The organism is Methylocaldum sp. 14B (assembly GCF_002005105.1).
Taxonomy (GTDB): Bacteria; Pseudomonadota; Gammaproteobacteria; order Methylococcales; family Methylococcaceae; genus Methylocaldum.
This window is the reverse complement of the sequence record NZ_MSCV01000042.1, coordinates 1-12,750: the sequence shown is the minus strand read 5'-3', so window position 1 is coordinate 12,750 and position 12,750 is coordinate 1. Positions and strand designations below refer to the sequence as shown.

General features: G+C 58.9%; 12 protein-coding genes. 5 read left to right on the top strand and 7 right to left on the bottom strand.

The genetic code is table 11. The features are described from left to right. Positions 1-37: 37 nt before the first annotated feature. From B2A78_RS22905 to B2A78_RS22885, 5 genes are all read right to left on the bottom strand, one after another. A complete protein-coding gene (locus B2A78_RS22905) occupies positions 38-2,575 on the bottom strand; it encodes an ExeM/NucH family extracellular endonuclease (protein WP_240502646.1) in 2,538 nt (845 codons plus the stop codon). A gap of 159 nt (positions 2,576-2,734) precedes the next feature. Continuing rightward, a complete protein-coding gene (locus B2A78_RS22900; protein WP_077732370.1) occupies positions 2,735-5,341 on the bottom strand; it encodes a S8 family serine peptidase in 2,607 nt (868 codons plus the stop codon). 46 nt (positions 5,342-5,387) lie between these two features. Next, positions 5,388-6,008: a hypothetical protein gene (locus B2A78_RS22895; RefSeq protein WP_077732369.1), complete on the bottom strand. Its 621-nt coding sequence runs from the start codon at positions 6,006-6,008 to the stop codon at positions 5,388-5,390. After that, positions 6,001-6,516 carry an archaeosortase/exosortase family protein gene (locus B2A78_RS22890; RefSeq protein WP_077732368.1) on the bottom strand — a complete coding sequence of 172 codons (516 nt, stop codon included), beginning with the start codon at positions 6,514-6,516 and terminating at the stop codon, positions 6,001-6,003. Before B2A78_RS22890 ends, B2A78_RS22895 begins: the two co-directional genes overlap by 8 nt. A 366-nt stretch (positions 6,517-6,882) precedes the next feature. Next, entirely contained in the window at positions 6,883-8,166 is a 1,284-nt protein-coding gene (locus B2A78_RS22885; protein ID WP_205780880.1) for an esterase-like activity of phytase family protein, read from the bottom strand. 576 nt (positions 8,167-8,742) lie between these two features. Here B2A78_RS22885 and B2A78_RS22880 point away from each other — a divergent pair. Then, positions 8,743-9,258 carry a tyrosine-type recombinase/integrase gene (locus B2A78_RS22880; protein WP_077732366.1) on the top strand — a complete coding sequence of 172 codons (516 nt, stop codon included), beginning with the start codon at positions 8,743-8,745 and terminating at the stop codon, positions 9,256-9,258. 281 nt (positions 9,259-9,539) lie between these two features. Here the strand turns inward: B2A78_RS22880 and B2A78_RS22875 are convergent, their stop codons facing one another. Both B2A78_RS22875 and B2A78_RS22870 read right to left on the bottom strand, forming a co-directional pair. Beyond that, positions 9,540-9,947, bottom strand: a complete 408-nt coding sequence (locus B2A78_RS22875) for a type II toxin-antitoxin system VapC family toxin (protein ID WP_156881620.1) — start codon at positions 9,945-9,947, stop codon at positions 9,540-9,542. Beyond that, positions 9,938-10,198 (bottom strand): ribbon-helix-helix protein, CopG family, encoded by a 261-nt coding sequence (locus B2A78_RS22870; protein ID WP_077732364.1) that lies wholly within the window; start codon positions 10,196-10,198, stop codon positions 9,938-9,940. Before B2A78_RS22870 ends, B2A78_RS22875 begins: the two co-directional genes overlap by 10 nt. 424 nt (positions 10,199-10,622) lie before the next feature. Here B2A78_RS22870 and B2A78_RS22865 point away from each other — a divergent pair, with 424 nt between their 5' ends. The 4 genes from B2A78_RS22865 to B2A78_RS22850 all read left to right on the top strand — a co-directional run bounded on the left by B2A78_RS22865 (position 10,623) and on the right by B2A78_RS22850 (position 12,669). Further along, positions 10,623-11,081 carry a helix-turn-helix domain-containing protein gene (locus tag B2A78_RS22865; protein WP_077732363.1) on the top strand — a complete coding sequence of 153 codons (459 nt, stop codon included), beginning with the start codon at positions 10,623-10,625 and terminating at the stop codon, positions 11,079-11,081. A 3-nt stretch (positions 11,082-11,084) separates the two neighbouring features. Next, complete coding sequence (locus B2A78_RS22860; protein ID WP_077732362.1) at positions 11,085-11,654, top strand: PIN domain-containing protein; 570 nt, start codon at positions 11,085-11,087, stop codon at positions 11,652-11,654. A gap of 461 nt (positions 11,655-12,115) precedes the next feature. Next, positions 12,116-12,382 (top strand): CopG family ribbon-helix-helix protein, encoded by a 267-nt coding sequence (locus tag B2A78_RS22855; RefSeq protein WP_077732361.1) that lies wholly within the window; start codon positions 12,116-12,118, stop codon positions 12,380-12,382. Continuing rightward, entirely contained in the window at positions 12,379-12,669 is a 291-nt protein-coding gene (locus B2A78_RS22850) for a type II toxin-antitoxin system RelE/ParE family toxin (RefSeq protein WP_077732360.1), read from the top strand. Before B2A78_RS22855 ends, B2A78_RS22850 begins: the two co-directional genes overlap by 4 nt. Positions 12,670-12,750: the final 81 nt, after the last annotated feature.

Here is a 12,750-nt window from a genome sequence, read left to right as displayed (position 1 = left end):
AGGGCCGCCTCGTTGCAACGGGGCGGCCGATCGCTGTTTAAAGGCCTGCGTTGACACGATAGGCAGTGTAGTGGCCATACCAGCGCTGGTAGTCGGCATAGGTCACGCAGCCGACGCCGTCGTAGTTAGCCTCCGCCAAATAGCCGGATTGGCCCGAACACTTGCCCAAGGCGGAGCGGAAGCGGTTCTGGTCCGCTACGTCGACGTCGCCGTCCTTGTCGAGATCGCCCGGCACCAGCACTTCCACCACGACCGGATCGTGGTCCGACGAACGATACGGATCGGCACTGTAGAAGCTGGTGACCTGATCCGGCGTCTTGAAGTCGGTGTTGTAGTCGAGCGCGATCGGCTCGTCCGCGTTGATGTGCCATTCCGCGACGCCCTTGACCTGATAAGTGAGCGTCAAACTGGACAGGGCATGATCCAGATAGCCTGCTTCGCCGTCGAACACGTAGGAATATGCGTCCTCGCCAAGGAAAGCCGCGACCTGATTGGTAAAGCCGTTCTGTTCCAGGGTCCGGATGGGATCTTCCTTGGCGTAGGCATTCAGATCGCCGATGACCAGGACATCGGTGTTGCCGCTCCCGGTGGGATCCGCCGCCAGCCAGTCGGCCAGGGCCTGGGCAGCCCTGGTCCGGGTCAGGTTGCAGTTTCCCTGCTCGTCGCCCACGTCCGGGTCTCCCACGTCGGTGCAAGCCGAGCCTTTGGACTTCAAGTGATTCACGACCACCGTCAGCTTCTTGTTGGACAGCTTGTCCAGGAAGGTCTGGGCCAGCGCGGGCCGATTCTTGGTGTCGATGAAATCGGGATCGACCGAGGAGTCCAGGATCGCGAACGACCCGACCGGGCTCACTTTCGCCGGCTTGTAGATCAGCGCCACGCGGATCTCGTCGGTGCCGACGATGCCGGTGTCGATGAAGGCGTACTGAGCGGACCCGGCATAGACGTTGAGGCTGTCCACCAGATCCCGGATCGCCGGATAAGCATCGTCGTCGTTCTCGATTTCCATGAGGCCGATCACGTCGGCGTTCAGGCCGTGGATGGCGGGGACGATCTTGTCTTTCTGGCGGGTGAACTCGGCCGGGTTCTCGGCGCCGCGGGCCGTCGGGAATCCGCCGCCGAAGCCGTCGCCGTTGAAGTAGTTCAGCACGTTGAAACTGGCAATGCGGAGCGATCCGATGCCGGGCAACGCGGGCGGAACCGCGGGGCGCGGATTGTCCGCCACGAACAGGGGGTCCGCCGTGGGCAGCAGGCGGAAAGCACCGAAGGCGTAGCTCATCACCCCGGTCGCGCCGGTCAGCGTGTCGCCGCTCCGTAGCGTGTTGCCGGCGCTCAAGCCGGGAGCCGGGAAAATCACCGGGTCGGGATTCTGGACGTTGGAGCCGTCATCCACGAACAACCGATTCAGGTCGTTGGCCGCCGCCACCGCATTCGCCGCCGCGCCAGGCAAAGCGACGTGCGTCGGATTCCGAAGGCGACCGTCCGAGGACACCACGATCTGGCCGAAGCGGCCCAGCTGGAAGTTTTCGGTGACGGTCAAGCTCTGGGGCAAGTTGATCAGCATGCCTTCGTAGCGCTCCCGATCGGTGGCCGATCCGTCGAAGGGCAGGGTTACGGGCGTCGCCGCCGGCAGCGGGTTTCCGCTGGCGAGTACAGTTACCGAGGAGGCGTTCAGCGTCGTCAGGCCGTTGGTTTCGGTCACGGTTCCGGTCACCCGCACCCAATCGCCCGGATCGACGGCGATAGTGGAGTTGACGAACAAGCCTTCGGACGAAGCGGGATCGGCATCGTAATCCGCCGGCTCCTCCTGAACGAAGAAGCCGCTCAACTCGGTCGCGCCCTGGAAGTCGCCCACAACAACGGCCTCCACCGTCACGGCCGCACCTACGACGGGACTGGACAGGCCGGTGCCCTGCACCGTACTGATCAGGCTGACGGAGGATGGCGGGGGCGGAGCGGAAGCGAAAGACTGCCCGGCATTGAGCGCACCGAAGGTGTTACCGGAAGAAGCTACCCAAGTGAAGTCCTCGTAGAAAATGCCGTTTCCGGTAAGCTGCAAGGATCCGCCGACCGGTGTGGAACTGCTTTCGCTGACGCCGATATCGGTGCTGGTGAGGCCGTTGGCAAGCCCGTTGGTGGCGGTGAACATGCCCTCGTAACTCAGAAACTGAACGATTTGATTGGACGCATCCACCAGGGCGATGCCGTCCGGGGCGCCGTTCTGCAATCCGTCCTGGTTGTAAGCGATCGTGATCACGCCGTAGCCGGTACCGCCCAGGTCCGGAATCGTCCCGGAAAGGGTTTCGGACGTGGTCGCGGCGGGCGTGGCGTACGTGCCGCCGCCGTTGCCGTTGTAGCGGACGATTTTCCAGCCGCTCAGATCGGTGCCGGCCGGCCCCGCGATCTCGATGGCTTCGCCAGCGTCCGTCCCGGCGTTGTCGTAGTGGATTTCATTGATGAAAACCGGCGTCGCGGCGTACGCGGCAGGGCCCAGCGCCGCAAGCACCGCGCCGGTCAATACCTTGCGCATCATGTTGTTGTCCTTTTGGAATTTTGTTTCGGAGAAATCGATCACGGGGGCTTTCAACGGAAAATCTGCCGGTCCCGTAGAGCGAAGACACGGTAACGGCCGTTTGTGACCGCCGTTTGAAGGTCACGTGACAGTTTCCGAAACGGAAGCCCGTTCGGAGATTGGTTCAGGACAGGCCTGTCGAAGGACTTAATCAGAGATTCCTTATGGAATAATCCGTTTCGTCACGAGGCGGCCAAGCCAGAGCATCGCGCCCATGACCACCATGCCCCATTGGGGTAGCGTGGGAATATCGCCGTCGTCGCCGGATTCAGGCGGGAAAGCGTCATTGACCGTGGTCGATGCGCCGGCGCTGTTGTTTGCGGAATTCGGATCGGCTGTCGGACTGCTCAAGCTGACGGAATTGAGCAGGCTGCCGGCGGCGACGGGCTGAACATTGATGAAAGCGGTGCCGGCTCCGCCATTCGTTAGCGGACCCAGATCGCAGGTTACGACCCCGTTGCTGTGAGTACAACTGGCCGAGGCGGATAGAAAAACCGCACCCGAGGGAAGCGCGTCAGTCACCGTGACGCCTTGGGCATCCGCGGGACCCGAGTTGATGACGGTGATCTGATAAGCGAGCTGAGCACCCACAGCGACGGGGTCAGGGCTATCGTTCAAGGTGACCGCAAGATCGGCGGCGGCAGTCACCGTGGTGTCGGCTGAGGCCGCATTATTGGCGGGATCGGCATCCGGCGTGGCGGAAGCGGCTTGGATAGTATTCTGAATGGAACCCGCGGCATTGGCCTGCACGCTGATCGTTGCGGTGGCGGAACCGCCGGATGGGAGGTCGCCGAGATTGCAGGTGACCGTACCTGCCAGGTGGGAACAGCCGGGAGACGCCGAGAGGAAACTCGCGCCGGCCGGAAGTGTGTCAGTCAGGCTCGTTCCGACCGCCACAGCGGGGCCTTGGTTGGTCACGGTGGCGGAATAAACCAGTTCGCCCCCTTGAAGAACGGGATCCGGATTGTCGGACAAGATGACCGAGAGATCCGCGGCGTTCTCGATGAAATTCCAGTGGAGGGCAATGGCGCCGTAGGCGCCGTTTTTGCCGTCCACGGCGATCTGGTAGGTCGTTCCAGGTTGTACGGTCAAACCGACCTGACTCTGAGCCCCACCGCTGTCGTCGCTGGAGGCTTTTGCCGTCAAGCCATTGACCGCCGTTCCGGTATAGACAGCCAGCAATGTATCGACGGCGCCGCCCAACGTATCCAGGGTCAGTTGGCCCGAGGCAGGCGCGGTCCATGTCCACCAGATGGATTTCCCGCCGGCATTTCCGGCGTGGTTGGGCTCCCCCGTCTCCTTGCTCGCGAACTCGTTTGAGCCGTTGGTTTGACCCGACGCGCCGCTCAGCGCGATGTGGTTTGCGAAGTGGTCGTTCGTGGGGGGCGGGAAAAGGGCCGTGAAGTCTATGCGCGGCTTGGTAATGGCAGCCGCAGGCCGCGTGTCGGTGACCGGGATGCCGGTTCCGGTCAGGCGGGCGACGGTCTGATCCAGCGTCTCCGAGGGGAACGCCGCACGCAGCACGGCCACCGCGCCCGCAGCATGAGGTGTGGCCTGCGATGTTCCGCCGGCAATCCAGCCGGCGGCACTGATCATTGCGCCCGGCGCCAGCAAGGTCAGAAAAGATGCCGTATTGGAGAAGCAGGTTACCTTGTCCGCTGCGGTAGTCGCGTCGGTGCAGACGGACCAGGCTTTTTGGCCCTGGTTCGCGTCGTACACCGCACCGACCGAGACCGCCTCGGGCGTGCACGCCGGCATGGGCAGCCCGTCCAGGTATGCCTCGTTGCCGGCGGCCGCCACGGTCAGAATGCCGGCGCCCCGGGCATTAGCGATGGGCGTCCGGAACGGATTGCCGTTCGCTCCGGAGAGCTGGCTGCACGGACTAGTGAACTTCGTGTCGGCGCCCAGGCTCATGTTGATGGCGACGATATTGTAGGCCGACCGGTTCGCGATGGCCCAGTCGATTCCACCAATGACGTCGCTGCCGAAGGCGGTCGAGCCGGTAAATACGTCCAGGGACGCGACTTTCGCTCCCGGCGCAACGCCCAGCGCGATCCCCGCCACGTTGGTGCCGTGGCCGTTGTCGTCGCGGGTATTGTCGTCGGCCGCGATATCCACTGCCGCCACCACCTTGCAGCCTGAAGGAACGCCCGGTGCGGTGCAGGAGCCGAAAGCGGAATGGGTGTAATCCACGCCCGTATCGAGCACGGCGACGGTGGTATTCGCACCGTTTCGACCGGAGCCCATGGGTATCGGTTGATGGATCAGGGGCAGACTCTCGTTCAGCTTGTGGTGGAGTACGAGGTCGGGATAGACCGCTTTGACTTCGGGACGCGACAACAATGCTCGCAAGGCCCCCGCCGTCCGAAACCGCAGGAATGCCATGGGCAGATGCTCATAATCCCGCAGCAACTCGCGCTCCGCAGCGCCGGGCGCCGCCAAGGCCCGTTGCTTCAGAGTACGGTAACGGCCCGATTTGAAGGCCAGGATAGACGCGTCGTCGTAGCCTAGCCCCTTTTGGGCGCGAAGATCGGCTGCTTCCTTCTCGATGGCGGTATCGTCGAACAACACGATCAGATCCTGCGGCGCTCCCGCCTCCAGCCGAGCGAGGACATCGGGCGGGGCTTTCGACTCGCTGGCGGATTGCGACACCGGGAGTGCGGCAGCCCCCATGATCGGTTGCATGCTCAGCCAGGCGATCAATACGACAGCCCAATAGGTTCCGATGTTTCTCGGCGTCTGTGCTTGGTTAGGAAATCGAGATTTCATGCCCACGTCCGTTTTGGTTTACACGCAGTGCCAAAACCTTAACGTCCTAAGGTAAAAACTTGATGAAACGCTCCCTCACCCGTAGGCGAAACCGTAATATCGTTTGGCTTGCGACCAGCGTCAGCATTCCGATGGCGAGGGACAGGGCCGATCTCCCGCCGCCGTTCATGAAGTGCATCCAGGCGACTATGGGCGAGTGCGGCAACTCGTTGGGGGCCAACTGAAACAGCAGCAGATCCCAGGCGCTTCCCGCCAGTATCAACGGAATATCCAGCGCCTCGATCGCCGCCCATCCGGGCAGCGCCAGGATGGGGACGGCGAGCCTACCGACTGGCGAGAATCCCGGCCATGCCAGCCACAAGGGAATCATGAGCAGGGGATGAAGTACGGCGTGCCCGGCCAACGTCGAGCAAACGATTTCGGTTCCCCTGGGAACTTCCCGGTCCCCCAGGTAGAAGACATGGATCGCCGTGAGTTTGGCCCGGACCACCGTATCGCCCTGAACGATCGCCAGGGTCAAATCTTCGACTTCGAATTCGGGCAGCGCCCAGCTCAGCACCCACCGATACTCCGGAAACCAGAACCGGGTGTAATCGTCGCCCAGATAAACCGACAGAGCCAGCAAGACCGTGTAAGCGACAACCAAGGTCCCGCCGGTCTTAAGCATGCAGAGTCGATCCATTGGCAGCCTTTTTACAGGCTACGGCCCAGGCCAGGAAAAACAGGCTCGTCAGCAGAATCAACACCACCGGCAGCATGTAACCGTGGAGCAGGCTGAACAGGGACTTGTCGTAGCGAAAGGCGTAGAACAGCGTCACGATGCGCGCCTGATTAAGACCATGGACGAACACAACGCCCAGGACGGCGCCACTCAGCTTGTGCCGCCAGGAGGTGCGATGGATCAGAATCGCGGCCAGCAGCAGGAAAAACGTTTCGATACCTTCGCAACCGTTAAGCACGTTGAGCCGAGCATGGGGCGACACCAGGCTGTGGCCCACTGCCCTTACGTTTTCGCCGGGGGTAATGAGGTTGATCAGTGCCACGCTCGGCCGGACCGTCAGCATGTCGATGAGCAGGCGCTCTACGGCCGTTCCGCGCCCAAGGCCGTAAAGCCATTGAAGCCCGGCGAAGATCAACAGGAAAGCAACAATGGATTTGAGTTCTCTAAGCGCCATGTCGGCTGTTCTTTAGCGATCTGTACCGAGTCTGATTCGATGTTTCGGATGGTGTCGGCTAGAGCGTTTTCATCCCGCTCGTACGACAAAACGTGCTTGGCGGACGTCGTTGGCGCCTTCGGCTCGGGTGAATGGATTCAAGCATTCGTAGGTCGGCAAGCCTTTGCCGACGAATCCGTTGGCCCAACTGCACCGTCGGGAAGGGCGGCTTCGGCGCTCCGTTGGCAAGCCGGAGATCGCAGATAGCGTCGGATCGCGGCAAAAACCCAACGCCCGACAAGGCGAATCGCTGGGTTTTAGGCCGGGACTGCCGGATGCCCCCGGCGCGTCGGTGCTAATCCCTATCGCTGAGGCGCAAATCGGGCCTTAATGCTGACGGCGGCCGCGAAAGTCCAAAGGGTGATCCAGCTTGATTTTGATGAACTCGTTATTGTCCGAATTCGAATCCCGTCCTCCGGTGCCAGGATAGTTGTTGTCGTTCATCACCAGGAGGGTGGTTGGGTTCAGGATCAACACGTCCTCGATGGTCACGAACGGAAAGGTGAAGGTGGTGCTGCCGTCGCGGTTCAAGTCGTGCGGATCGGGGATGTTCATCAGATCCACCAGTTCTGTCTTCTTTACCAAACCGCCGTTGGCGACGCTTGCCATGTCAGCCAGGTAGAGCTTCTTGAACGGCGTGCCGTTGGTCGCAGTGCCGCCGTTACGCTCGATGACGATGAACTGATGATCGTTGATCGCGGTCATGTCGCCGATGTTGGTCCCTTCCGCTTCGAGCTGATACAGCCAATTGTTCCCCGTGTAGCTTTCCGTATCGATGTCGAATTCGTTGATTCGCAGCGTCTTAACCGGATCGCCCGTCACGGTGCCTTCCAGCAGCGTGTAGAGCTTGTCGCCGGCCGGATTGATCGCCATGCCCTCGAAGCCACGGGAGGTGCCGAGGTTAGGAATACCTGCCCCGAGATAAGGGTTCTGGGGCGACATGACGTCCGGACCGGTGGCCGAGGAGCCAGGCGGAAGGATGTTGGGGGTGGCGATCTCGCTGCGTAGAACCTTACCCTTGTGGTCGGTTTTCACCAGGAACGGGCCGAATTCTTCTCCGAACCACAAATTGCCGTTTTTGTCCTTACGTACCGCTTCGATGTCGAGATCCGAGCCGGTCAACAGTCGATTTGCTTGAATGCTCGAGTCAACGGGGATGTCGTTCGCGCCATTGGGGTAGTTCGCCATGCCGGCGACGATGTCAAACCCAATCTTGTGGTCCGGGTCGTTCAAACTGATAAAGCTCTTGCTGGTGAAGGCCCTCAGCTTCTTGCCGGTTTCGAACTCGGCCGGGCTTACCTTGCCGCTGCCAACCACAGATCGACCGTTCCACGTCTTGAAGTCGGGCCGCATGGCGTAAAGGCGCAGCAGGGTGTCGGCGGAATTGGTCTTGGCACCGAAACCGTTGTCCGTCATCACGTAGAAGGAATTGCCCGTCGGCCCCCTCAGAACGGCCGAAAAACCCTGGACCGGCTGCCTGTCGACCAACGGCAGGCTGTTGCCACCAGCTCCTGCACCGGCGAATTGTCCGGAAGTCGGGCCGACGGCAAACGTGTTGGCCGGCAGCATTGCAAAACCGGTGAGTTCCGTTGCCTGAACGCCGGTGGCCACGACTGCGGCGGTCAGGGCGGAGGCTTGGGCGAAAGGCATGACAATTTTCCAGGCATTTGTTTTCACGGGATTTGTTCTCCTGAAGTCGTTGAGTGAAGTCGGACCGCGTGCCGCGCACCCGATTCGCTCGAGGAGCTGACAGGCGGCGGCACACGAAACCACCAATCTTAGGGGCGGAGTGTTACTGCTCGGTGACGCTGCCAGAGAACATGCACGGAGGCACACCGTACGACCTCGCGAGCCATCGCCAACTGCGCCTCGGTTCGGATGAATTGATTCAAGCATTCGTAGGTCGGCAATCCTTTCCCAATCGCAAACGGTCGCTTTAGTCGCGACCCTTCCGACGAAGACGCTCGGCCGGGACGTGGCGTCGGGAAGGGGGGCTTCGGCGCTCCCCGGATGACCGTTTGCGATTGGAAGGGTGGCTCCGGCGCTCCCGGAGACACCGTTTGCGATTGGGAAGGGATTCCCGACCTACTCGCGAGTGCCCGTACAGTCGGTATGAAAATGCTCTAAGGTGGATTAAGGTGGAAAACGCGGAAACCAAAGTTTCCAATAAGGAGACGGGGGTGTTGAATGCAAAAGATCCCGAGGACGCTGTTTGCCCTTCACACCGGCTTAAGGGATCAGGAGATTTACGGGCTGCGCTGGGACTGGGAGCATGACGTCAAGGGGTTGCACACCACGGTATTCGTCATCCCCGAAACGGAAACCAAACATGGCCGCGAACGGATTGTGCCGCTCAATACGGTGGCGCGCTCGATCGTCGCCTCAGGGCGGGGCAACGGCTCGGAGCGGGTGTTCGATCTCGACGGCCAAAAGGTGTCGAGGGTGAACGACAAGGCCTGGCGGAAAGCGCGGGAAGCGGCGGGCCTTCAGCCGGTGCCGGTCCATGATCTTCGGCATACCTTCGGGATGCCTTTGCGTGCCGCGGGGGGCAGCTTGGAAGACCGGCAGGACTCGCTCAGTCATCATGTCGGGCGGATCACCACGCATTACAGCCGTGTGGAAATCGCGCGGTTGATCGAGTGCGTGGAACTGCTGTGCGGCGAGGAGAAGAGGCCTGAGGTCACGCTCGTGAAAAGAGCGTGATTCCGGCAAAATTACGGCAGCCGATTCAGAGCTGCCGTAAGTCTTTGATTTTGAGAGCTACGGACGGACTTGAACCGCCGAAACCCGCATTATGAAAGCGTTGCGATGCGACGCAAAGCAATCTAAAGCCACGCAAAACAAGCGCTTAAGAGCCTATCCTAGTAGGCCGTTCGCCCTGAGCCCTTCGACTCCGCTCAGGACAGGCCGGTCGAAGGGTTTCTTGAGCCTACTGGGATAGCCTCTAAGAAGGGTTGGGGTAGCTTTAAAGGAGCATTAAGCGGCTATGGCGTTGACGTTTTGTTGACAACTCGAATTGTGGAGACTTTGGTTAGCCGATCATCGTTTGTCCACAATTCGTCGCATTTATGTAGTTCGGCGGTCGCCAGATGCAGGGCGTCCGGCGTTTTCAGATTGAAGGACGTTCTGAGCCTTGCGGCATTCAAGAACACGGATTCAGGCATTGGAAGCGTGATTGCCGAGTCGAAAAACGTCTCAAAGTCTGAAACGAGAGACGGATCGTTCCGTTTAAAAGCGCCAGTTAAGCATTCCAGCTTCACTAAAGGCGAGATGCAAAAATCCGCTTCGGTCGATCGGAAAACATCGTGAAGGGACTGGTAAAACTCGGGATGTTTCTCGATCAGGTAAATGACGATACAGCTATCGAGGTAAACGAGCACGGCTAATCCCAAGCATCGCGTTCCTCTTGAATGGTTTCCTCGATTTCTCGGGCCGATCTCGGCTTCCTGGGAGAACGGTTAAGATCGTTCAGGAAGTTCAGGAGCTTTCGGCGTCTCGTATCGGTCGTGCCCAGTTTTTTTTCGATCTGTTGGACGTATTCCACGATGGCTTCCTCGGCGCAAGCTTCCTTGGTCTTCCCGGCCTTCTTGGCCAGCTCGTCCAATCGGGTTTCAAGATTGTTCGGAAGGTTCACGGTAATCATTTCAACGCCTCTGCCCTGTTTTCTTAAACTCCGCCCCTAGGCCTCTTCGATCTCAACTGCATGCCACAAATTCATTCCATCTTGGCTTGACGTCCGTATTATCTAAAACTGGTTTATACCACTTTTCCACGGATTGTTGACTGTAATGGGTGGTCGTCGGCCAGCATGAAGCGTAGTAAGAAACGAACATTCTGACCACAGGCACAAGTCAAACAGCGAAAGCCTGACTCCTTCCCATTCTCGGATATATCCCTCTTAAACTGTGATTCGAATATTTCGAATGTTGCGAATATTTCGAATAGATGTCATCATGACACTGAGCACTGAGCACTGAGCACTGAGCACTGAGCACTGAGCACTGAGCACTGAGCACTGAGCACTGAGCACTGAGCACTGAATACTGAAGCTGATTAATGAAACTGCCATGAACGCGAACGTAAAACCGGAACTTCCAACCGAGTCCGAAGTAACGCTTGCCAAGGAAAGTAGCCGGCAATTGTCCTTGTACTTAAAGACCAAAGAAGAAGCGCAAGCCATACGAGTGATTGATCAAAAAGGGGAGCATGAAGCGGTAAAAATTCCCACCGCTGCTTTCCGGCTCCTGATTGACATTCTCTCCGAAATGGCGCAAGGCAATGCCGTCAGCTTAATTCCGGTACATGCCGAACTGACGACTCAAGAAGCGGCCGACATCCTCAATGTCTCCCGCCCTTACCTCATAAAACTCCTGGATGAGGGAACGATCCCTTATCACAAAGTTGGAAAACACCGCCGAGTGCGGTATCAGGATGTCGTCAATTACAAAACACGCATCGACCAGGAACGGCGGAAGACATTAGAAGAACTGGCGGCCCAGGCACAAGAACTCAACATGGGCTATTGATGAATGAGCAACTTTGCTGTCGTATATGACGCCTGCGTGCTTTATCCCGCACCGCTCCGCGACTTCTTGATGTGGCTTGCGTTGACCGACCTATACCGGGCCAAATGGAGCGAAAAAATCCATCAAGAATGGATTCGAAACCTGATCGCCGAACGGCCGGATCTCACCATAGACCAACTCAACCGAACCAAACAGCTCATGGACAGCAACGTCCGGGACGCCTTGGTAACGGGTTACGAATACCTGATTCCTGCCCTCGACCTTCCCGATCCCAATGACCGCCATGTTCTGGCGGCTGCGATCCGGAGCCATTCCAGCCTGATTGTCACGTTCAACCTGAAAGACTTCCCGGCGCGAGAGCTCGCAAAGTACGACATTGAAGCGATTCACCCCGATGACTTCATCTTGGATCTATTCGATCTCGATGCCTCTAAGGTTTTGGAAGCCGCCGCAAGCCACCGGCGGAGCTTAAAACACCCGGCAAAAACGGTCGAAGACTACCTCGACACCCTACTGAGACAAGGCATCCCGGAAACCGTCAGCACCCTTAAAAGCATGTCCTTCGCTCTTTAATCGAAAGTTCGAATTCGAATGTGAAGAAGCGATCCGGATCTGGGACATCGAACATGCGCGAAGCGTCAATGAGCGGCTGTTGGACGAAATGAATCGCGGCCGGAAGCGAACGCTCTGAGCAGGGGGCGAAAGTCAAATAACCAAAGCCTGACACCCTGACCCGCTGCCGTATCACGCCGTCATGCTCGTGTAGGTCGGCATCCTGCGAGTGATCGAGTTCTTCGGCGCAATGGTCTTCGTCACGGTATTCTTGATGCTCGGCTGGCTGTTGATCCAAATGGTCCGCGATTACCTGGCCAGCACATAAACTGAAACCGACACTTGCCACCAGTATTTCACGCCAAAATGTCGCCCAATGCCCCTCTTCACACGCGGACGAGTCTACCCTTGAATTAGAGTGGTCCCCGTGGAATGATTACCTATGAACCACGTTGAACCATTCCGATAGGGGAGGGTGAATTATGACGACCGAAGCCTTTACTGTGCGCACTGACGGCGAGACCGTTAAACGCCTTGACCAACTCGCAGCACAGCTCGACCGCTCGCGCAATTACCTGGTGAACCAGGCGATCCAGGAATATCTGGAGCTGCATGCTTGGCAGATCCAAAAGATTGAGGCCGGCATTGCCGCCGCCGATCGCGGCGATGTGATCCCGCATGAGGAGGTGATGTCCGAAATGGACGCCTTGATTGAAGAAAAAATCAGAGCGTTCGAAGACCGTTCGTGAAAATCGTCTGGACCGGCCCCGCCCGCCAAGACTTGCGGGACATTTACCTTTATATCGCCCAAGATAACCCCTACGCAGCGCGTAAGCTTCAGAATGAAATCCGGCAACGCGTTGCGCTTCTGCAAGATAATCCCGGACTCGGCCGACGGGGCCGAGTCACTGGGACGCGGGAACTTGTCATGGGAGATTCCCCCTACATTCTGCCTTACCGTGTGCGTCAGGACTGCATCGAAATTCTGGCTGTTTATCACGGCGCCCGGAAATGGCCGGAGGAGTTTCCAGAATAAACCCAATGAAGCCGAGGCATGGCGCTATGTAAAAACTTGCCAGAAGAATATAGGAGGGCTTCCAACGGAATTGGAATTAGC

Bases quoted from the DNA above. Each gene is read 5' to 3' on its own strand.
- B2A78_RS22900 (WP_077732370.1), bottom strand. From the start codon at position 5,341: ATGAAATCTCGATTTCCTAACCAAGCACAGACGCCGAGAAACATCGGA.
- B2A78_RS22895 (WP_077732369.1), bottom strand. From the start codon at position 6,008: ATGCTTAAGACCGGCGGGACCTTGGTTGTCGCTTACACGGTCTTGCTG.
- B2A78_RS22890 (WP_077732368.1), bottom strand. From the start codon at position 6,516: ATGGCGCTTAGAGAACTCAAATCCATTGTTGCTTTCCTGTTGATCTTC.
- B2A78_RS22880 (WP_077732366.1), top strand. From the start codon at position 8,743: ATGCAAAAGATCCCGAGGACGCTGTTTGCCCTTCACACCGGCTTAAGG.
- B2A78_RS22870 (WP_077732364.1), bottom strand. From the start codon at position 10,198: ATGATTACCGTGAACCTTCCGAACAATCTTGAAACCCGATTGGACGAG.
- B2A78_RS22865 (WP_077732363.1), top strand. From the start codon at position 10,623: ATGAACGCGAACGTAAAACCGGAACTTCCAACCGAGTCCGAAGTAACG.
- B2A78_RS22860 (WP_077732362.1), top strand. From the start codon at position 11,085: ATGAGCAACTTTGCTGTCGTATATGACGCCTGCGTGCTTTATCCCGCA.
- B2A78_RS22855 (WP_077732361.1), top strand. From the start codon at position 12,116: ATGACGACCGAAGCCTTTACTGTGCGCACTGACGGCGAGACCGTTAAA.